General features: G+C 69.6%; 23 protein-coding genes and 1 pseudogene. 18 read left to right on the top strand and 6 right to left on the bottom strand.

The window, feature by feature from the left end:
- From PGN14_RS15345 to PGN14_RS15330, 4 genes and pseudogenes are all read right to left on the bottom strand, one after another.
- A partial coding sequence (locus tag PGN14_RS15345; RefSeq protein WP_335300456.1) for a hypothetical protein occupies positions 1-234 on the bottom strand: 234 nt, incomplete at its 3' end.
- 1,201 nt (positions 235-1,435) lie between these two features.
- Positions 1,436-1,891, bottom strand: a pseudogene (locus tag PGN14_RS15340) (insulinase family protein); the annotation flags it as partial.
- Positions 1,782-2,210 carry a hypothetical protein gene (locus PGN14_RS15335; RefSeq protein ID WP_335300447.1) on the bottom strand — a complete coding sequence of 143 codons (429 nt, stop codon included), beginning with the start codon at positions 2,208-2,210 and terminating at the stop codon, positions 1,782-1,784. The pseudogene PGN14_RS15340 and the gene PGN14_RS15335, both read right to left, overlap by 110 nt.
- Positions 2,152-2,643, bottom strand: coding sequence for an insulinase family protein (locus tag PGN14_RS15330; protein ID WP_335300446.1), 492 nt, complete (start codon positions 2,641-2,643; stop codon positions 2,152-2,154). The genes PGN14_RS15335 and PGN14_RS15330 overlap by 59 nt, the downstream gene beginning before the upstream one ends.
- A 191-nt stretch (positions 2,644-2,834) precedes the next feature.
- Between PGN14_RS15330 and PGN14_RS15325 the strand changes: the two genes are divergently transcribed.
- The 17 genes from PGN14_RS15325 to PGN14_RS15245 all read left to right on the top strand — a co-directional run bounded on the left by PGN14_RS15325 (position 2,835) and on the right by PGN14_RS15245 (position 18,145).
- Positions 2,835-3,647, top strand: coding sequence for an aspartyl/asparaginyl beta-hydroxylase domain-containing protein (locus PGN14_RS15325; protein ID WP_335300445.1), 813 nt, complete (start codon positions 2,835-2,837; stop codon positions 3,645-3,647).
- Between the two features lie 204 nt (positions 3,648-3,851).
- A complete protein-coding gene (locus tag PGN14_RS15320) occupies positions 3,852-4,424 on the top strand; it encodes a NifU family protein (protein ID WP_335300444.1) in 573 nt (190 codons plus the stop codon).
- 45 nt (positions 4,425-4,469) lie between these two features.
- Positions 4,470-5,063 carry a malonic semialdehyde reductase gene (locus tag PGN14_RS15315; RefSeq protein WP_335300455.1) on the top strand — a complete coding sequence of 198 codons (594 nt, stop codon included), beginning with the start codon at positions 4,470-4,472 and terminating at the stop codon, positions 5,061-5,063.
- A gap of 198 nt (positions 5,064-5,261) precedes the next feature.
- Positions 5,262-5,876 carry a tRNA (adenosine(37)-N6)-threonylcarbamoyltransferase complex dimerization subunit type 1 TsaB gene (gene tsaB / locus PGN14_RS15310; protein WP_335300454.1) on the top strand — a complete coding sequence of 205 codons (615 nt, stop codon included), beginning with the start codon at positions 5,262-5,264 and terminating at the stop codon, positions 5,874-5,876.
- Positions 5,873-6,343 carry a ribosomal protein S18-alanine N-acetyltransferase gene (rimI, locus tag PGN14_RS15305; RefSeq protein ID WP_335300443.1) on the top strand — a complete coding sequence of 157 codons (471 nt, stop codon included), beginning with the start codon at positions 5,873-5,875 and terminating at the stop codon, positions 6,341-6,343. The genes tsaB and rimI overlap by 4 nt, the downstream gene beginning before the upstream one ends.
- Before the next feature lie 68 nt (positions 6,344-6,411).
- Positions 6,412-6,831, top strand: a complete 420-nt coding sequence (locus PGN14_RS15300; protein ID WP_335300442.1) for a Fur family transcriptional regulator — start codon at positions 6,412-6,414, stop codon at positions 6,829-6,831.
- Positions 6,832-6,964: 133 nt separating this feature from the next.
- Positions 6,965-7,681, top strand: coding sequence for a lysophospholipid acyltransferase family protein (locus tag PGN14_RS15295; RefSeq protein WP_335300441.1), 717 nt, complete (start codon positions 6,965-6,967; stop codon positions 7,679-7,681).
- Positions 7,682-7,719: 38 nt separating this feature from the next.
- On the top strand, positions 7,720-8,184 hold the full coding sequence (locus tag PGN14_RS15290; RefSeq protein WP_335300440.1) for a hypothetical protein: 465 nt from the start codon (positions 7,720-7,722) through the stop codon (positions 8,182-8,184).
- A gap of 39 nt (positions 8,185-8,223) precedes the next feature.
- Complete coding sequence (miaB, locus tag PGN14_RS15285; RefSeq protein WP_335300439.1) at positions 8,224-9,582, top strand: tRNA (N6-isopentenyl adenosine(37)-C2)-methylthiotransferase MiaB; 1,359 nt, start codon at positions 8,224-8,226, stop codon at positions 9,580-9,582.
- A gap of 70 nt (positions 9,583-9,652) precedes the next feature.
- Positions 9,653-10,549 carry a hypothetical protein gene (locus PGN14_RS15280; RefSeq protein ID WP_335300438.1) on the top strand — a complete coding sequence of 299 codons (897 nt, stop codon included), beginning with the start codon at positions 9,653-9,655 and terminating at the stop codon, positions 10,547-10,549.
- Positions 10,550-10,708: 159 nt separating this feature from the next.
- Positions 10,709-11,707: a PhoH family protein gene (locus PGN14_RS15275; protein WP_335300437.1), complete on the top strand. Its 999-nt coding sequence runs from the start codon at positions 10,709-10,711 to the stop codon at positions 11,705-11,707.
- 22 nt (positions 11,708-11,729) lie between these two features.
- Complete coding sequence (locus PGN14_RS15270) at positions 11,730-11,999, top strand: hypothetical protein (RefSeq protein ID WP_335300436.1); 270 nt, start codon at positions 11,730-11,732, stop codon at positions 11,997-11,999.
- The gene (locus tag PGN14_RS15265) at positions 11,996-12,406 is read left to right on the top strand and encodes a type II toxin-antitoxin system VapC family toxin (protein ID WP_335300435.1); all 411 of its coding nucleotides are present in this window, start codon (positions 11,996-11,998) and stop codon (positions 12,404-12,406) included. The genes PGN14_RS15270 and PGN14_RS15265 overlap by 4 nt, the downstream gene beginning before the upstream one ends.
- The gene (ybeY, locus tag PGN14_RS15260; RefSeq protein ID WP_335300434.1) at positions 12,403-12,912 is read left to right on the top strand and encodes an rRNA maturation RNase YbeY; all 510 of its coding nucleotides are present in this window, start codon (positions 12,403-12,405) and stop codon (positions 12,910-12,912) included. Before PGN14_RS15265 ends, ybeY begins: the two co-directional genes overlap by 4 nt.
- Positions 12,913-12,922: 10 nt before the next feature.
- Positions 12,923-13,834 (top strand): hemolysin family protein, encoded by a 912-nt coding sequence (locus PGN14_RS15255; RefSeq protein ID WP_335300433.1) that lies wholly within the window; start codon positions 12,923-12,925, stop codon positions 13,832-13,834.
- Between the two features lie 261 nt (positions 13,835-14,095).
- Positions 14,096-16,318: a catalase/peroxidase HPI gene (gene katG, locus PGN14_RS15250; protein ID WP_335300432.1), complete on the top strand. Its 2,223-nt coding sequence runs from the start codon at positions 14,096-14,098 to the stop codon at positions 16,316-16,318.
- Between the two features lie 501 nt (positions 16,319-16,819).
- The gene (locus PGN14_RS15245; protein ID WP_335300431.1) at positions 16,820-18,145 is read left to right on the top strand and encodes a PQQ-dependent sugar dehydrogenase; all 1,326 of its coding nucleotides are present in this window, start codon (positions 16,820-16,822) and stop codon (positions 18,143-18,145) included.
- Between the two features lie 57 nt (positions 18,146-18,202).
- Here the strand turns inward: PGN14_RS15245 and PGN14_RS15240 are convergent, their stop codons facing one another.
- Positions 18,203-18,505 (bottom strand): polyhydroxyalkanoic acid system family protein, encoded by a 303-nt coding sequence (locus tag PGN14_RS15240; protein ID WP_335300430.1) that lies wholly within the window; start codon positions 18,503-18,505, stop codon positions 18,203-18,205.
- The gene (locus PGN14_RS15235; protein WP_335300429.1) at positions 18,502-18,936 is read right to left on the bottom strand and encodes a VOC family protein; all 435 of its coding nucleotides are present in this window, start codon (positions 18,934-18,936) and stop codon (positions 18,502-18,504) included. The genes PGN14_RS15240 and PGN14_RS15235 overlap by 4 nt, the downstream gene beginning before the upstream one ends.
- A 184-nt stretch (positions 18,937-19,120) precedes the next feature.
- Here PGN14_RS15235 and lnt point away from each other — a divergent pair, with 184 nt between their 5' ends.
- Positions 19,121-20,647 (top strand): apolipoprotein N-acyltransferase, encoded by a 1,527-nt coding sequence (gene lnt / locus PGN14_RS15230; RefSeq protein WP_335300428.1) that lies wholly within the window; start codon positions 19,121-19,123, stop codon positions 20,645-20,647.
- The last annotated feature ends 43 nt before the right edge of the window (positions 20,648-20,690 follow it).

The raw sequence follows: 20,690 nt of genomic DNA, 5'->3' as shown, positions 1-20,690 counted from the left end.
CGACAGCTGGAAGAACAGCGGCACCTTGTCGGGCGCCACCTTGCCGATCGCGACCAGCCGGCCACCGCCGTCCAACCCGACCGGCCACTGGCTCTGCGCGCTGGGCGAATAGCTGGCGCCGGCCACCGAGCGCAGCCGGTCGAACAGCCGGTCCGCGAACACCGCCGCCAGCACGTCGAGCGCGCGCGATTCCGCATGTCCCGCGGAGCCGCCCCCGGTCGGCCAGGCGATCACTGCCGCGGCCTGGTTGTCGTCGCCGTCGTGGGGTGCGGATCACCGGCTGCGCGACGTGCGCGGGGGAAGCGCACCGGCGCGGGCGGTGGGTGGCGCCTGCCGCGCGCGGCTTCAGCGCGCCGAAGCTCTTTGCCACCGCGGCGATCGCCTCGTCGCTCTTCACGTCGCCGAACACGTCGACCTCGATCGGCCCGGTCGCCAGCAGCGGCTCCCACAATTTGCGGAAGTCCTTCGGCGTCAGCGCCTCGACCTGCGCGCGCGGCGGCACGCCCCAGCGCGGGTCGCCGTCGCGCAGCAACCCCTCCAGATCGCGCGCCAGCACGCCGTCGGGCGAGCTGTCGAACCCGGCATAGCCCGCCAGCATCGCCGCGCGCGCGCGCGCCACGGGCGCCGCATCCCAGCGCGGCGCCGCCAGCTTCGCCGCCATCAGCGTGAGATTGTCGGCATAATCGCCCGGCGTCGTCTGCGACCCGAACAGGAAGGAATCGTCGCCGATATCGAAGTCCAGCCCCATCCGCCGCCCGGTGGTCAGCTGGTCGAGGTCACCCTGGTTGAGCGTGCCGATCCCGCTGGCGATCAGCGCGGTTTCGCCCGCCCAGGCCGGGGTGGGCCGATCGCCCGGCAGCGCCTGATAGCCGCGCCCGAACCGCACCCGCAGATAGACGCGCCCTGTCTCCGACGGATTGGCGTAGATCAGCGCGCGGACCCCGTTGGCGAACGTCACCTGCTCCATCGGCGGGTCGCCGACGGTCGCCTTCGCCGTCACCTTGCCGGGCGCGCCCAGCTTCGGCACGCGCGAGAAGTCGACCGCCGCCTGCTGCGTCCGCTTGCCCGCCAGTTTGGAGACGTCGGCGGACAGCGCGGCGGCCAGCTTCGTCGCCGCGGTCGCATCCGCGGTGCGGGTGTTGAGCAGCGCGCGCGTCGCGTCGCCCTTGAACAGCCGGTTGGTCGATTCGACCATCGCCGCAGGCGTGAACATCCCCTGTTTACGTGCCTGCTGGAGGATGTCGTAGCTGGTCTTCGGCCCCGCCACCGTCTCGCGGATGTCGAGCGCCTGAACCATGTCGTCGGCCTGCTTGGCCCCCGCCTCGACGCGCGCGGTATCGACCTCGTTCTTCATCGCGGCGTCGAATTCGGCCAGCTCGCGGTCGACCTCGCCCTGCGTCGGCGGGGTCGCCATCGCATCGGCGATCACCGCGCGCACGTCCTTCAGCGCGGCCTCCCAATCGTCGCCGATCGGCACGATGTTGGTGAAGGTGCCGTTGGCGGAGCGCGATACGTCGTCGAGGCTGACCGACGCCTGGAGGAAGCTGCCCCCGGCGCGCGCACGCGTTTCCAGCCGGCGGTTGATGAGGCGCATCGCGACGAAATCGACCAGACGCTTCTGGTTGAAGATGATCGTGTCGTCGCGATAGACCCAGGGGCGCAGCACCGCGGTGGCGACCAGCGGCGGCAGCGACGGCTCGGCGATGGTCTTCGTCGCCGGCCCCTGCGCGGTCGGCTTGCCGAAATCGGGATCGGCGGGATCGGCGCCCTTCCCCTGCCAGCTACCAAAATTCCTGACCACCAGCCGCGCCGCGACGTCGGGATCGATATCGCCCGAGATGATGACGACCGCGCGATCGGGGCGATACCAACGATCGTGGAACGCCTGCACCGCGGCCGGGGGTCGCCGCCTCCAGCGTCTTGATCGTCCCGATCGGCGAGCGTTCGGCGAGCGGCTGTCCGGCGAAGAAGGTCTGGCGGATCGCATCGCCATAGCGCACCTGCGGCCCCGGCGCCTCGCGCTGTTCCGCCAGCACCGCGGGGCGTTCCGCCGCCAGCCCGGCAGTGGTGATCGCAGGCTCCGCCATCATGCCGGAGAAGATCTTCAGACTCTCGTCCAGCTTGACGTCGGTCGCGCCGGGCAGGTCCAGCTTATAGACGGTCTGGGTCGGCGTGGTCGACGCGTTGGAATCGGAACCGAGAGGTGGCACCGAACCGCTGCCATACCCGCTTCGCCTCGCCATCGGGGACGTATTTCGAGCCGCGGAACGACAGATGTTCAATCAGGTGCGCATAGCCCTGCTGATCGTCGGTTTCGTACAGCGAGCCGGCGTCGATCCGCACCCGCACCGCGACCTGCCCCGGGGGTACGCCGTTCCTGCGCACCGCATAGCGCAGGCCGTTGGGCAGCCGGCCGAAATGCCATTCCGGATCGGGCGGGATGTCCGATCCCTTGAACAGCCATGGCGAGGTGTCGACCGGCACGGTTGCCGCGGTGGCGGCGGACGCGGCCGGGGCGGCGGCGGCGGGCTTGCGCTGCCTGGCGGCCGGCTGCGCCGCCAGCGGCAGCGCGACGGAGGCGAGGAGAAGGACGAGCGGAAGGGCGGCGGGCGGCTTGCCGAGCACGCGCGGATACAGGGCCATGGACGCGCTTCTAGGGGCCAGCCGGGGCGGCGGCAACCTGCGGGCGTGAAACGATGCGTTGATGCGCGCCGCCGCCCTCCCGCCGCCGCTTCCCTGCCGCAACCTGCCACGATTTGGTCGTGAAGCGGTTCTAGCCGCTGGGGAAACGATGCTTTGCCGACGCCAGGCGGGCACGCGCGAAGGATGTTGAGATGACCAGCCAGCCCCACGCCGTCCTGCCCCAGGCCGCGCTGCCGTTGCCGGGTACGCCGCGCGCGTCCGCGACGTTGCGCGCGGAGCCGGGACGCCCGCTCATCATCCGCGTCGGCAAGCATCTGCGCGGCGTGTTCGACCGGCTGATCGCGGGGTCGTCGCTGGTGTCGAACGATCCGGTGCTGGACGTCCGCGCCTTCGCCTGGACCGCGGAGTTGCGCGCGCGGTGGGAGGCGATCCGTGCCGAGGCGGAGGCGGTGGCGCTCGCGGGCGAGGCGGCGCCCAGCCTCGCCACCATCTCCCCCGATCACCGCGCCATCGCCGAAGTGGGCAAGTGGAAGTCATTCTTCCTGTGGGGCTATGGCTATCCGATCGACGAGAATCTGGCGCAATGCCCACAGACGCGCGCGGTGATCGAGCGTATCCCGGGGCTCAACACCGCCTTCTTCTCGATCCTGGCGCCCGGCACGCACATCCCCGCGCATCGCGGCGTGTCGAAGGGACTGATCACCTGCCACCTGGGGCTGATCGTGCCGCGCGACGGCGACGTGCGGATGCGCGTCGACGACCGCGTGGTGCGCTGGGCGGAGGGCGAGACCCTGGTGTTCGACGACACCTACGACCATGAAGTGTGGAACGACACGGCGGGGACGCGCGTGGTGCTGCTGATCCAGTTCGAACGCCCGCTACGCGCGCCGGGCAAATGGTTCGCCGACCTGTTCCTGGGCGTCGCGAAGCGCTCCGCCTTCGTCCAGGAGGCGCGCGAGAATGTGGCGAAATGGAATGCCGCGGTGAAGCAGATGGACGTGTAGGTTCTCTCCCCTCCCTCTCAGGGAGGGGTCGGGGGTGGGTGGCGTCCTGGGGATATGGCGCCGGCCAGCCCCGGCGCGACCGTATCACGAGCCATCGACCCAGCCCCAGCCCCTCCCTTGCAGGGAGGGGAGCTTAGTTGCCCGAAACGATCCCTTTCCGACAGCGCGCTTGATCCGCGCCGCCTGTCGCGCCACATCGCGGACATGCTGATCGAGACCGAAGCCACCCCCAATCCCGCCACGCTGAAGTTCCTGCCGGGACGCACCGTCATGGACGCGGGCACGCGCGATTTCGCGACGCCCGAGGAGGCGGAGGCGAGCCCGCTGGCCGATGCCCTGTTCGGGCTGGGCGACGTCACCGGCGTGTTCTTCGGCCGCGACTTCGTCTCGGTCACCGTCGCGCCGGGCGTCGGCTGGCGCGACGCCAAGGCGGACGTGCTGGCGATCCTGATGGACCATTTCACCGCGCAGATGCCGCTGTTCCGCAGCGCCTCTGCCGGCTTCTCCGTCCCGGCCGCGGAGGAGGATTTCGCCGACGATCCCGCCGACGCCGATATCGTCGCGCAGATCCGCGACCTGATCGAGACGCGCGTGCGCCCCGCGGTCGCCAACGACGGCGGCGACATCGTCTATCGCGGGTTCGACAAGGGGCGCGTGTACCTGCGCATGCAGGGCGCGTGCGCCGGCTGCCCGTCGTCCACCGCGACGCTGAAGAACGGGATCGAGCAGCTGCTGCGCCACTATGTCCCCGAGGTTACCGAGGTGCGCGCGGTCTGACGCGCGCGCCCGTCCCTGCCCTTCCCTCTCGCTCACGGGTGAATGATGTCCCACGTCCTCGACGATGCCGCGCTCGACCAGCTGTTCCGTGCCGCGCGCAGCTATAACGGCTATCGCGACCAGCCGGTGGGGGAGGACACGCTGCGCGCGATCTGGGACCTGATGAAGATGGGGCCGACCTCCGCCAACCAGCTGCCCGCGCGGCTGGTGTGGTGCGTGTCGGACGAGGCCAAGGCGAAGGTGGCCGAGGCCTGCTCCGCCGCGAACAAGCCCAAGGTGCTGAACGCGCCGGTCACCGTCGTGCTGGGCATGGACGTGGATTTCCACGAGCATCTGCCCGAGCTGTTCCCGCATACCGATGCGAAGAGCTGGTTCGACGGCAATCGCGAGCTGCGCGAGGCGTCGGCGTTCCGCAATTCCTCGCTTCAGGGCGGCTATTTCATCCTGGCGGCGCGCGCGCTGGGGCTGGATACCGGGCCGATGTCGGGGTTCGACGCGGGCGCGGTGGACAAGGCGTTCTTCGCCGATACGCCGTCGGTGCGGACCAACTTCATCTCCACGCTGGGCTATGGCGACCCGTCGACGATCTTCGACCGCAGCCCGCGCCCGGCGTTCGAGAAGTTCAACCGGATCGCTTGATCCGGCGCTGATCCGTCACCCCGGATCAAGTCCGGGGTGACGAGGTTGCGCAACGCCCTTCCCCTCGCTGCAAGGGAGGGGCTAGGGGTGGGTCAGGTCCGGGCGATACGGATGCGCCACGCGGCGCGGCGCCGTATCGCCAGGCCTCCACCCACCCCCGACCCCTCCCTCGAAAGGGAGGGGAGTGAGACGTCATTGATCCGCACGCTCGTCATCGACACCGCCACCGCCGCCTGTTCCGTCGCACTGTTCGAGGGCGACCGGCTGATCGACTCGCGCCATGACGTCGTCGGGCGCGGCCATGCCGAACGGCTGGTGCCGATGATCGCGGACCTGCCCGACGGCGGGCGCGCCGGGCATATCCTGGTCGATGTCGGCCCCGGCAGCTTCACCGGCATCCGCGTCGGCATCGCCGCGGCACGCGGACTGGCGCTGGGCTGGGGCGCGACGCTCGCGGGATATGGTACGCTGGCGGTCATCGCCGCCGCCGCGCTGAAGGGCGAGCCGCTTGCGGTCGTGACCGAAGGCGGGCACGGTGAGGTCTTCATGCAGGCCTTCGACGCTCCGTTCGCCGCCCTCGACGCCCCGCGCTCGCTGACCCCGGAGGCGGCGCTCGCCGCGCTGGCGGGGCGGCGCGCGATCGGCACCGGTACGCGCTGGCTCGCCGCGCTCGACCCCGCCGTCGCGATCGACGACACGCTGCCGCGCGCCAGCGACGCGCTGTTGCTGCCCGCCGCGCAGCGCGCGCTGCCCGCCGCGCCCTTCTATGGCCGCGCACCCGACGCGACACCGCCCGCGCCGCGCGCCGCATGAGCACGCGGCTGATCGAGCTGGCGCAGGGCGGTGCGAGCGATGCGGAGGCGGTCGATCGCGTCATGTCGCGCGCGTTCGATCCGCGCTTCGGCGAGGCATGGACGCGCAACCAGTGTATCGGCATCCTCGCCATGCCGGGCGTGTGGCTGACGCTGGCGCGGGTCGACGGCACGCTGGCCGGCTTCGCGCTGGGGCGCGCGATCATGGACGAGGCGGAGCTGCTGCTGATCGCGGTCGATCCGGCGCATCGCCGCGCCGGCATCGGCGGCACCCTGTTGCGCAGCGTGATCGCGGAATGCGAGGGGCGCGGCGTGCGGCGCCTCCACCTGGAGGTGCGCGCCAACAACCCGGCGATCGCGCTCTATGCCGCGCACGGCTTCGCCCCCGTCGGCACGCGCCGCGACTATTACCGCAGCCGCAGCGGCGAGACGTTCGACGCCTGCACCTATGCGCGGACACTCGATTGAGATGATTTCATCCTGTTGCGAGTCGGTAGCGCTTTTCGCAACAAGGGGTTCGCACTATCTAGCGTCGCATGGCTCGCAAGATCGATCTCGAAGCATTGTGCCACGAAAAGGGGCTCCGCATCACCGAACAGCGCCGCGTGATCGCGCGCGTCCTGTCGGAGGCGGAGGATCACCCCGACGTGGAAAAGGTCTATGCGCGCGCCTCCGCGATCGATCCCGGCATCTCGATCGCGACCGTCTATCGCACGGTACGGCTGTTCGAGGAGGCGGGCATCCTGGACCGCCACGATTTCGGCGACGGGCGCGCGCGCTACGAACCCTCGCCCGAGGCGCATCACGACCATCTGATCGATGTCGAGACGGGCAAGGTGATCGAGTTCGTCGATCCCGAACTGGAGCTGCTGCAAAAGGCGATCGCCGAGCGGCTCGGCTTCCGGCTGGTCGACCATCGCATGGAATTGTACGGCGTTTCGCTGAAGCGGGATTGAGGCGGGTTCCCCCTTGCGCCGTCACCCCGGCCTTGAGCCGGGGTCCCGCTATCGCGGAGCAGACGAGAAGAAGCGGGACCCCAGCTCAAGCCTGTCCTGAGCTTCGCCGAAGGGGCCGGGGTGACGAGGTGGAATGACCGCGCGCGCCATCTGTCGTCTCGCGGCGCTGGTCGTGTGCCTGCTGCCGGCGGTGCTGCTTCACGGCCTGTGGCGCCTCGTGCGGGCGCCCTCCCCGTGGCCGCGATTCTATCTCGGCCTCGCCGCGCGGCTGTTCGGTGCGCGGACGCGCGTCGTCGGGCGGCCGCTGCGACGCGATGTCGTGTTCCTCGCCAACCATCTCAGCTGGATGGACATCCCGCTGCTCGCCGGGGCGACCGGCACCGCCTTCGTCGCCAAGGCGGAGCTGCGCGCAGCGCCGCTGATCGGCTGGCTGTGTACGCTCAACCGCACGATCTTCGTCAGCCGCGGCGATCGCATGGGGGTGGAGCGGCAGGTGGCCGAGCTGCGCGATGCGCTCGCACAGGCCTGGGCGATCGCGATCTTTCCGGAGGGGACGACCGGCGACGGCGTCACGCTGCTGCCGTTCAAGGCCGCGCTGCTCGCCGCGCTCGATCCGCCGCCGCCGGGGATGATGATCCAGCCGGTGCGGATCGATTATGGCGAGGCGACCGGCGAGCTGGCGTGGGTCGGCGACGAACCCGGACAGGCGCATGCCACCCGCGTGCTGAACCGCCCCGGCCGCTTCACCGCGACGCTCCATTTCCTCGAGCCGTTCGCGCCGCAGGGCGGGCGCAAGACGATCGCGGCGGAGGCGCGCGCGCGAATCGACGCCGCGGTAACGCAACGTTAGGTTGATCTGCGTCAACATGCCCGGCGGAGGAACGGATCGTGACGCCACGGGAGCCTTTGGCGCTATACCATAGCTGGCCCTTGTGGGAGCGGGGATGCCGCCTCGATCTGGGTCGCGTGCACGATGGCGCGCCACCGCTGCCGGTGGGGGACATGCGGATGCCCGACGACGGCGACGCCATCGTCGGCGTGTGGCGATGCGACCTGCGCAGCGGGCGGCTGGACTGGTCGCCCGAGGTGCATCGCCTGTTCGACGTGGCACCCGACCGCGCGCCGCAGCGCGACGGCGCGCTCGCGGTCTATACCGAGGAATCGCGCTCGGCGATGGAGCGGCTGCGCGACCATGCGCTGCGCCATCACCGTGGCTTCACGCTCGACGTCGCGTTGCGGATCGCCGGGGATCGACGGCGCTGGATGCGGATCACCGCCGCGCCGCAGCTGGAGGACGGCCGCCCGGTCGTCCTGCACGGCACCAAACAGGACGTGACCGCCGCCTATCGCTGAACGCTGGCGATCACGCGCCTGCTGGAGTAACGGGGCGCCATGTCCTCCCCCGCCCCGACGATCGCCAAGTCCGCGCCGAAGACCTTTCACGTCAAGTCGTTCGGCTGCCAGATGAACGTCTATGACGGCGAGCGGATGGCGGAGCTGATGGCGGCCGACGGACTGACCGCGACCGACGATGCCGCCGCCGCCGATCTGGTCGTGCTCAACACCTGCCACATCCGCGAGAAGGCGACCGAGAAGGTCTATTCGGACATCGGCCGCCTGCGCAAGCACGCGCGCGAGCAGGATCGCGCCGCGCCGATGATCGCGGTCGCGGGCTGCGTCGCGCAGGCGGAGGGCGAGGAGATCGTGCGCCGCGCCAAGGTGGACGTGGTGGTCGGCCCGCAGGCGTACCACAACCTGCCCCGGCTGGTGGCGGATGCCGCCGCGGGCGCGCCGGCGCTGGACACCGACATGCCGCTGGCGTCGAAGTTCGGCGCGCTGCCCGCGCGGCGGCGGGTGGGCGCTTCGGCCTTCCTGACGGTGCAGGAAGGGTGCGACAAATTCTGCACATATTGCGTCGTCCCCTATACCCGCGGCGCGGAGGTGAGCCGCCCGTTCGACGCGATCGTCGAGGAGGCGCGCGCGCTGGTCGACGCGGGCGCGCGCGAGATCACGCTGCTGGGGCAGAACGTCAACGCGTGGAACGACGCGGAAAATCGCGGGCTGCACGGGCTGATCCGCGCGCTGGACCGCATCCCCGGGCTGGCGCGGATCCGCTATACCACCAGCCATCCCAACGACATGGCGCAGGGATTGATCGACGCGCATCGCGACGTCGAGACGCTGATGCCGTTCCTCCATCTGCCGGTGCAGGCGGGCAGCGACCGCGTGCTGCGCGCGATGAACCGCAGCCATACGCGCGACGGCTATCTGCGGCTGATCGACCGCATCCGCGCCGCCTGCCCCGACATCGCGCTGTCGGGCGATTTCATCGTCGGCTTCCCCGGCGAGACGGAGGCGGAGTTCGCGGAGACGCTGCGGCTGGTCGATGCGGTCGGCTATGCGCAGGCGTTCAGCTTCAAATATTCGCCGCGTCCCGGCACCCCCGCCGCGACGATGGAGGCGCAGGTTCCGGCCGAGGTGATGGACGACCGGCTGCAGCGATTGCAGGCCGCGCTCAACCGCGACCAGGCCGCGTTCAACGCCGCGACCGTCGGGCGCACCTGCCGCATCCTGATCGAGCGTCGCGGCAAGCTGCCGGGCCAGTGGCTGGGCAAGTCGCCGTGGCTGCAATCGGTGCATATCGTCGGTGACTATATGATCGGCGACACGGTCGAGGTCACGCTGACGCAGGCCGGGCCGAACTCGGTCACCGGCATGGTGCGCGACGTCGCCGCGCCGGCGGCGGTATGACGCACCCGTTATTACCCGAAACGGCGGTTTCGGGGTTCTTTTCTCACCTGAATTAGTCCGTAAGGCACGCATGACCGTGCCGCCCGCCGTCCCTGTCCTGCCCCTTCGCGCGATGACGCGGTTGCTGGCGGAGATGCAGACGACGATCGTCGGCACCGCGCTGCCGCTGTTCGACGGGCGGGTCGACCGGTTCATGATCTTCACGCTGCTGGTGCGGCGGATGCTGGACGGCGGCCGCCCCACCCCGGTGCTGGCGATCGCCGATTCGCTGGGGCTGCCGTTCGAGACGACGCGCCGCCATGTCGCGGAGCTGGCCGCGGGCGGCTGGGTCGGGCGCGAACGCGGCGGGATCATCGTTCATGTCGGGGTGGAGGACGGCCCGGTCGCCACGCTGGCGACGCTGACGCACGATGCGATGGTGCGGTTCATCGCGGACATGCGGACGATCGGCGCGCTGCCCGCCTATCCCGCGCCCGTTCGCCCCTATCACTGGCACGCCGGGCTGGCGGCGGCAGCGGACCTGATGCTGTCGGTCGCCAGCACCAACCACCAGACGCACCACGACCGGCTGGACCTGGTGCTCTTCTCCACCGTGCTGTGCGCCAGCAACCGCGCCATCACGCTCGATCCCGCGCTGTCGCGGATGTACGCCGGGTTCGACATCGCGCCGCCCGAGGGGTGGAAGCGTCCGGTCCGCGCACGGCGCATCGCCGCGACGCTGGGCCTGTCGGAGGCGACCGTCCGCCGCCGCATCGACCGGCTGTCGGAGGGGCCGCTGGAAGCGGTCGACGGCGGGCTGGTCCCGCGCGAGGCGTGGCTGTCGAGCCCGATGGCACAGGAGGCGAGCACCGCCAGCTACGCCAATCTGCGCCGGCTGATGGGGACGCTGGCGGCGCAGGGCTTTCCGTTCGGCGATCCCACGCGCGCCTATCGCATCAGGCGGCCGGAGCCGGCCTCGTTCGACTGAGCGGGGCGCCGACCGACAAGAGGCGCGACTTTTCGCTGTTCGTGCCCCCGCGCGGCTGCCACATTCGCCGGCGATGCCATTGCGTCGCGCCGACTCGCCCCCATCTCGCACCCGCGCGTGCCGCGAGCCGTCCGCGCCCCTTCCCCGCACAGGAGCCGCATGAGCCGCAAACCCGTTCCCGCCCAGGTGGGCGAGCGTTCCCGCACCGAACTGCTGTTCGATCGCCCGCAATTGCTGAGCCAGCTGTTCGGCCAGTACGACCGCAACCTGGTGGCGCTGGAGAACCGGCTGGGCGTCTATATCACCGCGCGCGGCAATCGCGTCGGGCTGGAGGGCACCGCGGAGCAGGTGGCGCTGGCGCGCGACGTGCTCAACGACCTCTACCACCGTATCCAGCGCGGCGAGGAGGTGGACGGCGGGCTGGTCGACGCGTCGATCGCGATGGCGTCGGAGCCGGTGCTGGACGGCATCATCTCCGCCGAGCGCGCGCCCGCGCCCTCGGTCATGATCCGCACGCGCAAGAAGACGATCGTGCCGCGCACCCCGGCGCAGGCGCATTATATGCGCGAACTGACCACGCACGACATGATCTTCGCGCTGGGACCGGCGGGCACCGGCAAGACCTATATCGCGGTGGCGCAAGCGGTGGCGCAGCTGATCACCGGCAGCGTCCAGCGGCTGATCCTGTCGCGCCCGGCGGTGGAGGCGGGCGAGCGGCTCGGCTTCCTGCCCGGCGACATGAAGGAGAAGGTCGATCCGTACCTGCGCCCGCTCTACGACGCGCTCTACGACTGCCTGCCCGCCGAGCAGGTGGAGCGGCGCATCGCGAGCGGCGAGATCGAGATCGCGCCGATCGCGTTCATGCGCGGGCGGACGCTGGCCGACGCGTTCGTGATCCTGGACGAAGCGCAGAACACCACGCCGGCGCAGATGAAGATGTTCCTCACCCGCTTCGGCCAGAACAGCCGGATGGTGATCTGCGGCGATCCCAACCAGACCGACCTGCCCGGCGGAGTCGCGGCGAGCGGGCTGGCGGATGCGACGATCCGGCTGGAGGGAGTGGAGGGCATCTCCTTGTGCCGCTTCACCGCCGCCGACGTGGTCCGCCACCCGATTGTCGGGCGGATCGTGGAGGCGTATGAGGGGGCGGACGGTTAAGATGAACGCACCACATCCCCCCATGACCCGTGCCGAACGGGAGGCGCTGTCAGCACCGTTCCTCATCGAGGATGAGGAGGTCGTGCGCGCCATCGCTCGGTTGGCGGACGAGCGCGGCACGGCGATGAAGGATATCGTCGCACTGGCGGTTCAGGATTACGCCTATCGCCACTCGCTTGCCACGCCGGCACCCGAATGGTTGCAGCGTTATTGGCGCGAGCATCCTCTGCCGTTGCCGTCCGGTCTCAAGGCGGACAAGCGCTTCTACGATTCGCTCAACGACGAAGAGTGAAGGTCTTCGTCGATGCCTCCGCGATCGTGGCCATGATCGGGCGCGAGCCCGAGGCTACGGCGTTCGGCCGCGTCATCAGCCACAGTTCGCAGTGCATCACCTCGCCGATCGCGTGGTGGGAGGCCGTTCGGGCGATCGCACGCGTCCGCCGCGTCGACATGGATGAAGCGAAGACACTGGTGGAAGACTTCCTGCGCGACGCCAATGTCGAATGGGTCGACATCAACGATACCGACGCCAACGCCGCCATCGACGCTCATGCGCGCTTCGGTAAGGGCGTCCATCCTGCCGGGCTGAACATGGGCGATTGCTTCGCCTATGCCAGCACGCGCCGCCACGCCGACACGATCCTGTTCAAGGGCGAGGATTTCGCTCGGACCGACCTCAAGGACGCCACGCTCGCATGATCCACATCGAACTCGCCCGCAAAGAGCCATGGCCCGAGGGCCGCTGGGACGACCTCGCCACCGCCGCCGCGCGCGCTGCGATCGGGCATACGCCGTTCGGCGGGCTGCTGACCACGCGCGCGCATGTCGAGGTGAGCGTGCGGCTGACCTCGGACGAGGAGGTGCGCCAACTCAACCACCAGTATCGCGGCAAGGACAAGGCGACCAACGTCCTGTCCTTTCCGATGGTGCAGCGCGACCTGATCGATACCGTCAGCCAGAATTCGGACGATGGCGAGGTGCTGCTGGGCGACATCGTGCTCGCGCACGGCGTGTGCGTCGCGGAAGCCGCGGAGCGCGGGATCGGAACCGACGATCACCTGACGCATCTTGTGGTGCACGGCGTGCTGCATCTGCTAGGCTATGACCATCTGACCGACGACGAGGGGGATGCGATGGAGGAGATCGAGCGCACGGCGCTGGGCCATCTCGGCATCGCGGACCCCTATCTGATACGAGAGGGCTGAACGGGCGGCGATGGCCGAGGACCGAAGTAGCGCCGGCAACGGCGACCATCACGACAGCGGCATCTTCGCCGGATTGCGCAACCTGATCTTCGGCGAACAGCACGAGGAGACGCTGCGCGACCAGCTGGAAGAGGCGATCGACCGGCACGAGGACGATCCCGCGCCGGACGCCAAGGGCGACCTGACCCCGCTGGAGCGGCAGATGCTGCGCAACCTGCTCCATTTCGGCGAGCGCGACGCAGGCGACGTGGGCGTGCCGCGCGCGGACGTGATCGCGGTGGAGGAAGCCACCACCTTCGACCATCTGGTGCAGGTGTTCGCGGAAGCCGGGGTCAGCCGCCTGCCGGTCTATCGCGGCAGCCTGGATCACATCATCGGCATGGTCCATATCAAGGACGTGTTCGCGATCCTGGCCGCGGGCGGCGAGCGCCCGGGGTCGATCGCGGCGCTGATCCGCCAGCCGCTGTACGTGCCGATGAGCCGCGGCGCGCTCGACCTGCTCGCCGACATGCGCCAGTCGCGCATCCATCTGGCGGTGGTGCTGGACGAATATTCGGGCACCGAGGGGCTGGTCACGATCGAGGACCTGATCGAGGAGATCGTCGGCGAGATCGAGGACGAGCATGACGAGGCGCCCGAGGCGCTGCTGGTCCCGCTCGACGGCGGCGCGTGGGAGGTCGATGCGCGGATGGAGCTGGAGGATGTCGGCAAGACCGTCGACCCCCGCCTCGCCGCCGCGGAAAGCGACGTCGACACGATCGGCGGGCTGACCGCGGTGCTGGCGGGGCATGTGCCGCAGCCGGGCGATTGCCTGGACCATCCCAGCGGATGGCGGATCGAGGTGGTGGATGCCGACGAGCGCCGGATCAACCGCTTGCGGCTGCATCCGCCGGTGCCGGAGCCGGAGAATGTGGAGGACTGAGGTCCGCCCCATCCCCCCCCACCCACACCGTCACCCCGGGCTTGACCCGGGGTCCCGCTTCTTCACCACCGCCGCAAAAGAAGCGGGACCCCGGCTCAAGGCCGGGGTGACGATTACGCTGGATCGGGCGCCTCTGATCGCCTCCCTCAATCACACCCTGCGCGATTTCGCATTTTTCCGATCGAACCGACCCCGCTACGATGCGTCATCAAAGGTTCGTGCGCCGCCGCCAACGCTGCGGCGGCATTAGGAGAAGAGACGATGGACGCCATCACCGAAGGTAGCCCGATCAACGATCCGAAGAAGCAGCCCGCCGCGATGCGCACGCTGCTGGGCCGCACCGCCAAGGACTGGTGGCCGGAATCGCTGTCGATCGACATCCTCCACCAGCAGGGCAAGTCGGGCAATCCGTTCGGCGACGACTTCGACTATGCGGCCGAGTTCCTGAAGCTGGACCTGAAGGCGGTGAAGGCGGACCTGACCGCGCTGATGACCGACAGCCAGCCGTGGTGGCCGGCCGATTACGGGCATTACGGCCCGTTCTTCATCCGCATGGCGTGGCATTCGGCCGGCACCTATCGCACCGGCGACGGGCGCGGCGGGTCGTCGGCGGGGCAGCAGCGCTTCGCCCCGCTCAACTCGTGGCCGGACAATGGCAATCTCGACAAGGCACGCCGCCTGCTGTGGCCGGTCAAGCAGAAGTACGGCCGCGCGCTGAGCTGGGCCGATCTGTTCATCCTGGCCGGCAATGTCGCGATCGAATCGATGGGCGGGCCGACCTTCGGCTTCGGCGGCGGGCGCGAGGACGTGTTCGAGCCGGAGAAGGACGTCTATTGGGGCACCGAAGAGGAATGGCTCGGCCAGACCCGCATCGACGAGGAAGCGGGCCTGGCGCTCGAAAGCCCGCTCGCCGCGATCCAGCACGGGCTGATCTACGTGAACCCGGAAGGTCCCGGCGGCTGCCCCAACCCGATGGGGTCGGCGCGCGACATGCGCGAGACGTTCGCGCGCATGGGCATGAACGACGAGGAGACCGCCGCGCTGACCGCGGGCGGCCACACCTTCGGCAAGGCGCATGGCGCGGGCGATCCGAAGCTGGTCGGGCGCGAACCGGAGGGGGCGGACATCGCCTCGCAGGGGCTCGGCTGGGCCTCGACGCATGAGAGCGGCATGGGCGATCACACGATCACCTCCGGGCTGGAAGGCGCGTGGACGCCGACCCCGATCACCTGGGACATGACCTATTTCGACATGCTGCTCGACCACGAATATGAGATCGTGAAGAGTCCGGCCGGCGCGCACCAGTTCCAGCCGGTCGGCAACCCGGAGGACACGCTGGCGCCGGCCGCGCATACGCCGGGCAAGAAGGTGCCGACGATGATGTCGTCGGCCGACATGGCGCTGAAGGTCGACCCGAAATATCGCGCGGTGATGGAGAAGTTCCGCGCCGATCCGGCGTATTTCGCCGACGCCTGGGCGCGTGCGTGGTTCAAGCTGACCCATCGCGACATGGGGCCGAAGGCGCGCTATCTCGGCTCGGAGGTGCCGTCGGAGGACCTGATCTGGCAGGATCCGATCCCCGCGGCCGATCATGCGACGATCGACGATGCGGACGTGACCGCGCTGAAGGCGAAGCTGCTGTCGAGCGGGCTGTCGGTGCAGGATCTGGTCAAGACCGCCTGGGCCTCTGCCTCGACCTTCCGCGGCTCGGACAAGCGCGGCGGCGCCAATGGTGCGCGCATCCGCTTCGCCCCCCAGCGCGACTGGGAGGTGAACGAACCGGAGAACCTGACCCGCGTGCTTGGCGTGCTGGAGCAGGTGAAGGCCGATTTCGACGGCGCGGCTGGCGGCGGCAAGAAGGTGTCGATCGCCGACCTGATCGTGCTGGGCGGTGCCGCCGCGGTGGAGAAGGCGGCGAAGGATGCCGGGCATGACGTCACCGTGCCCTTCACCCCGGGCCGTACCGATGCGCTGGAGGAGCAGACCGACGCGGAGAGCTTCGACGTGCTGGAGCCCAAGGCGGACGGCTTCCGCAACTATTTGCAGGTCAAGTATAACGTGCCGACCGAGGAGCTGCTGGTCGATCGTGCGCAGCTGCTGGGGCTGACCGCGCCGGAAATGGCGGTGCTGGTCGGCGGGCTGCGCGTGCTGGGCGCCAATGCGCAGGGCAGCGAGCATGGCGTGTTCACCAAGCGCGTGGGTCAGCTGACCAACGACTTCTTCGTCAACCTGCTCGACATGAACACCGCGTGGAAGCAGGTGAGCGACGAGAGCGACGAGGAGTTCGTCGGCACCGACCGGTCGACCCACGCGCAGAAGTGGACCGCCTCGCGCACCGACCTGGTGTTCGGCTCCAACTCGCAGCTGCGCGCGCTGGCGGAGGTCTATGCCTGCGACGACGCGAAGGAGAAGTTCGTCGCCGACTTCGTCACGGCATGGAACAAGGTTATGGATGCTGACCGATTTGATCTGGTCCGCCACTGAATCATGCGTTACTAAGCGATTGAAGAATCGGAAGGGACCGTGTGGCGGCGCTGCCGACCATACGGTCCCTTCCTCCGTTACCGGCCATGTATGCCCTTCGGGTCGCCCGAGTGCTGCCTGGCTGGGGGTCGTCGGTGTGCCCCCCACACCGGCGGCCTTTCGTTACCGCGACGCGCCGTTCCCGCCAGCCGGGGGCGGCGCGTCTTGCGTTGATGATGCGCTCACTCATGCAGCGTGGCACAAGGTCTCGTAACGTCAACCTGATCCGTTCGTGCTGAGGAGGCATTGGCTTGTCGAAATGCCGTCTCGAAGCACATGCCCTTCGAGACGAGGCTTCGACAAGCTCAGCCTCTCCTCAGGGCGAACGGGCGTGGGTCAGATGTAACGTGGCGAAACGCGAGACCAGTCTGCCTCCCGCTCCGCATCGCGCCTCCCCGACCGAGACCGCAGCGTAGAACGCCCCCCATTGCCCCCCCCTTCCCTGCGCCCTAGATCATTCCGATGCGCAGACATATCCTCGCCGTCCTCGGCCTCATCGTCCTCGTCGCGGTCGCGGTGGTCGCGTATCTCGCCTGGCCCGACAGCGCGCGGCTGAGCGTCGCCGACGTTGCGGGCGGGCGCCCCGACATCAGCGCCCCGCGCGAGCAGGTGCTGCCCACGGTCAAGACCGCCAAGCCGATCGGCTGGGCCGCGGGGCAGACGCCGACGCCCGCCGCCGGGTTGCGCGTCGCCGCCTTCGCCACCGGGCTCGACCATCCGCGCTGGCTCTACCGGCTGCCCAACGGCGACGTTCTGGTGGCAGAGACGAACTCGCCGCCGCGCGAGGGCGGCGGGATTACCGGCTGGGTGATGAAGCTGCTGATGGGGCGCGTCGGCGCGGGCGTACCGTCCGCCAATCGCATCACGCTGCTGCGCGACGCGGACGGCGACGGCGTGGCGGAGGTGAAGACCCCGTTCATGACCGGGCTCAACTCGCCCTACGGCATGGCGCTGTTCGACGGGCAGCTCTATATCGCCAACACCGACGCGCTGGTCCGCGTCCCCTATAGCGAGGGGCAGACCCGCATCACCGCGAAGCCCGAACTGGTGGTGAAGCTGTCGGGCGGGGGCAACCACTGGGCGCGCAACGTCATCCCGGCGGAGGACGGGCGCACGCTCTACGTCTCGGTCGGTTCGTCGTCGAACATCGCCGAGAACGGGCTGGACAAGGAGCGTTTCCGCGCCGCCATCCTTCAGGTCTATCCCAAGGAGAAGACGTTCCGCGTCTTCGCCGCCGGCATCCGCAACGCCAACGGCATGGCGCTGGTGCCGGGCAGCAACCGGCTGTGGACGGTGTCGAACGAGCGCGACATGCTCGGCTCCGACCTCGTTCCCGATTACCTGACCGCGGTCGAGATGGGCGACCATTTCGGCTGGCCGTGGTATTACTGGGGCGGTTATATCGACCCGCGCGTCGAGCCGAAGAACCCGCAGCTCCAGCAATATTCGAAGCGCCCCGACTATGCGCTGGGGCCGCATGTCGCCGCGCTGGGGCTGACCTTCGCGGATCAGGCGAAGCTGGGCGACCGCTTCGCGCGCGGCGCGTTCATCGGCGAGCACGGATCGTGGAACCGCAAGCCGCTGTCGGGCTACAAGGTGGTCTATGTCCCCTTCACCGCGCAGGGCTGGCCGGTCGCGGGCGCCAAGCCGGTCGACGTGCTGACCGGCTTCGTCGACGAGGACGGACGCGCGCGCGGGCGCCCGGTGGGGGTCATCACGGATCGCACCGGCGGGCTGCTGGTGGCGGACGATGTCGGGAATGCGGTCTGGCGGGTGAGCGCGAAATAAGGAGCCACGTCACCCCGGCCTTGTGCCGGGGTCCGGGACAAGCCCGGCATGACGGGCTCATTCCAGCAGCTTCGGCCCGTCCTTCTGCAGTTTCGCGCGGATCTGCTCCGCAAACATGCCCAGGAACCCGGGCAGCACGAACGTGGCGTGGACGTTGCGCTCGGCCACCGCGAGTTCGACCGCGATGCGCTGCCCCATCCCCTCCACGGTGAAATGGAGCGTGTCGCCGTCCCAGCGATGCTCGCTGACGTGCCCGCCGGGGATATAGCCGGCCAGCTTGCCGAACCCGCCCTCGATCCGCTGCCTCGCGCCCGCGACGCCCAGTTGGTGCGGCAGGTCGACCTCGATCGGTTGCGTCATGCGGCGTCCTTTCCGGTGGCGAACAAATGCGCGTCGTCGGCGAACGCCTTGAACTCCAGCGCGTTGCCGCTGGGATCGCGGAAGAACATCGTCGCCTGCTCGCCCGCCTGCCCCTTGAAGCGGATATGCGGCGCGATCCCGAAGGCGACGCCCGCCGCCTCCACCCGTGCCGCCAGCGCCTGCCAGTCGGGCATGGTGAGCACGATGCCGAAATGCGGCACCGGCACGTCATGCCCGTGGACCGCATTGGTGGTCGCGACCGGCTTCGCCGCCGGATCGAGGTGGGCGACGATCTGATGCCCGCCGAAGTCGAAGTCGATCCACTGCGCACTCGACCGCCCCTCGGTACAGCCGAGCACCCCGCCATAGAAGGCGCGCGCCGCGGCGAGATCGTGGACGGGAAAGGCGAGGTGGAAGGGGCGTAGTGTCATGCGGGGGTGATACGCGATCCACGACCGATGAGGGAAGTGCACGGGTGCCCTAACCACCGTCACCCCGGCCTTGACCCGGGGTCCCGCTTACTTTCCTACGTCGCAGAAGAAGCGGGACCCCGGGTCAGGCCCGGGGTGACGAAGTGAGTCCCCCCGCCCCCGGCGATCGTCTAGGACGCGGGCCATGCGATTCCCCGCTCTCGTCGCCCTGCTCCTTGGCGCGATCGTCGCCTGCGCCTTCGCACCGCTGGACGCGTGGTGGGCGGCGCTGCCCGCGCTCGCGCTGTGGCTGGCGCTGGTCCATGCCGCACCGACGATCCGCCAGGCGCTGTGGCGCGGCTGGGCCTTCGGGGTCGGGCATTTCACGATCAACGACAATTGGATCCAGCACGCCTTCACCTTCCAGGACCAGATGCCGCCGGTGCTGGGCTATGCCGCCCCGCTCGCGCTGGCGCTGTACCTCGCGGTCTATCCCGCGATCGCCGCGGGGCTGGCGTGGCGGGTGCGCCGTCCGCAGCTGGACGCCGCCTGGGTGCTGTTCGCCGCCGCGGCCTGGATCCTGTCCGAATGGCTGCGCAGCTGGGTCTTCACCGGCTATGCCTGGGATCCGCTGGGGGTCGCGTGGCTGGGGCTGCCGTTCGGTCACATCGCGCGGCTCGGGCGCGATATCGGCACCTATGCGCTGTCGGGGCTGTTCGTGCTGACCGCCGGCGCGCTGCTGCTGGCGGTGCGCGGTCGCTGGCCGCTGCCGGTCGCGATCGGCGCGCTGCTGGCGGTGCAGCTGTTGCGCGGCGGTGCCGACACACCCCCCGCCGGTCCGCAGGCGCCGCGCGTCGTCACCGTCCAGCCCAATGTCGCGCAGGATCAGCGCGGCGACAGCGATCAGGCGATGATGCTGGCGCGCCTCGTCCGCCTGTCCGGACGCGCGAGCGCCGCGCCGCGGCTGGTGCTGTGGCCCGAAGGCGTCATCCGCGACTTCATCGAGGACGATTATCCGCTCTGGGTCTATGGCAATACCAGCCCCTGGGCGACGCGCGCGCGCATGGCCTCGGTCCTCGGCCCGCGCGACCTGTTGATGACGGGCGGCACGGCGCTGCAATTCGAGCCGGACGGCGACGTCGCCACCGCGACCAACTCCGTCTTCCTGCTCGACGATCGTGCGCGCATCCGCCAGCGCTACGACAAGGCGCACCTCGTCCCCTATGGCGAGTATCTGCCGATGCCGTGGCTGCTGCGCCCGCTGGGGCTGTCGCGGCTGGTGCCGGGCGAGATGGACTTCCTGCCCGGCCCGGGGCCGCGCACGCTGGACCTGCCCGGCGTCGGCCCGGTCGGGGTGCAGGTGTGCTACGAGATCATCTTCTCCGGCCATGTCACCGATCGCGCTCGGCGCCCGCGAATGATCTTCAACCCCTCGAACGAGGCATGGTTCGGCACCTGGGGTCCGCCGCAATTCCTGCGTCAGGCGCAGATGCGCGCGATCGAGGAAGGGCTGCCGATCGTGCGCGCCACCCCCAACAGCAACACCTCGGTCATCTCCGCGGATGGCGAGGTGCTGGGCAATGTCCCGCACCATCGCGCCGGCGCGATCGACCTGCCGCTGCCGCCCGCCCGCCCGCCGACGCCGTTCGCGCGGATGGGCAATGCGATGGCGGCGATCGTCGCGGCGCTGCTGTGCGCGGCCGCGATTGCAATGCGTCGCCGCCGGGGATAAGACATAAAGGCATCTTTATATCGTTATCTCTTCATCGGAGCGC

Source organism: Sphingomonas adhaesiva (assembly GCF_036946305.1).
GTDB lineage: Bacteria > Pseudomonadota > Alphaproteobacteria > Sphingomonadales > Sphingomonadaceae > Sphingomonas > Sphingomonas adhaesiva_B.
This window is presented reverse-complemented; position numbering and strand designations above follow the sequence as displayed.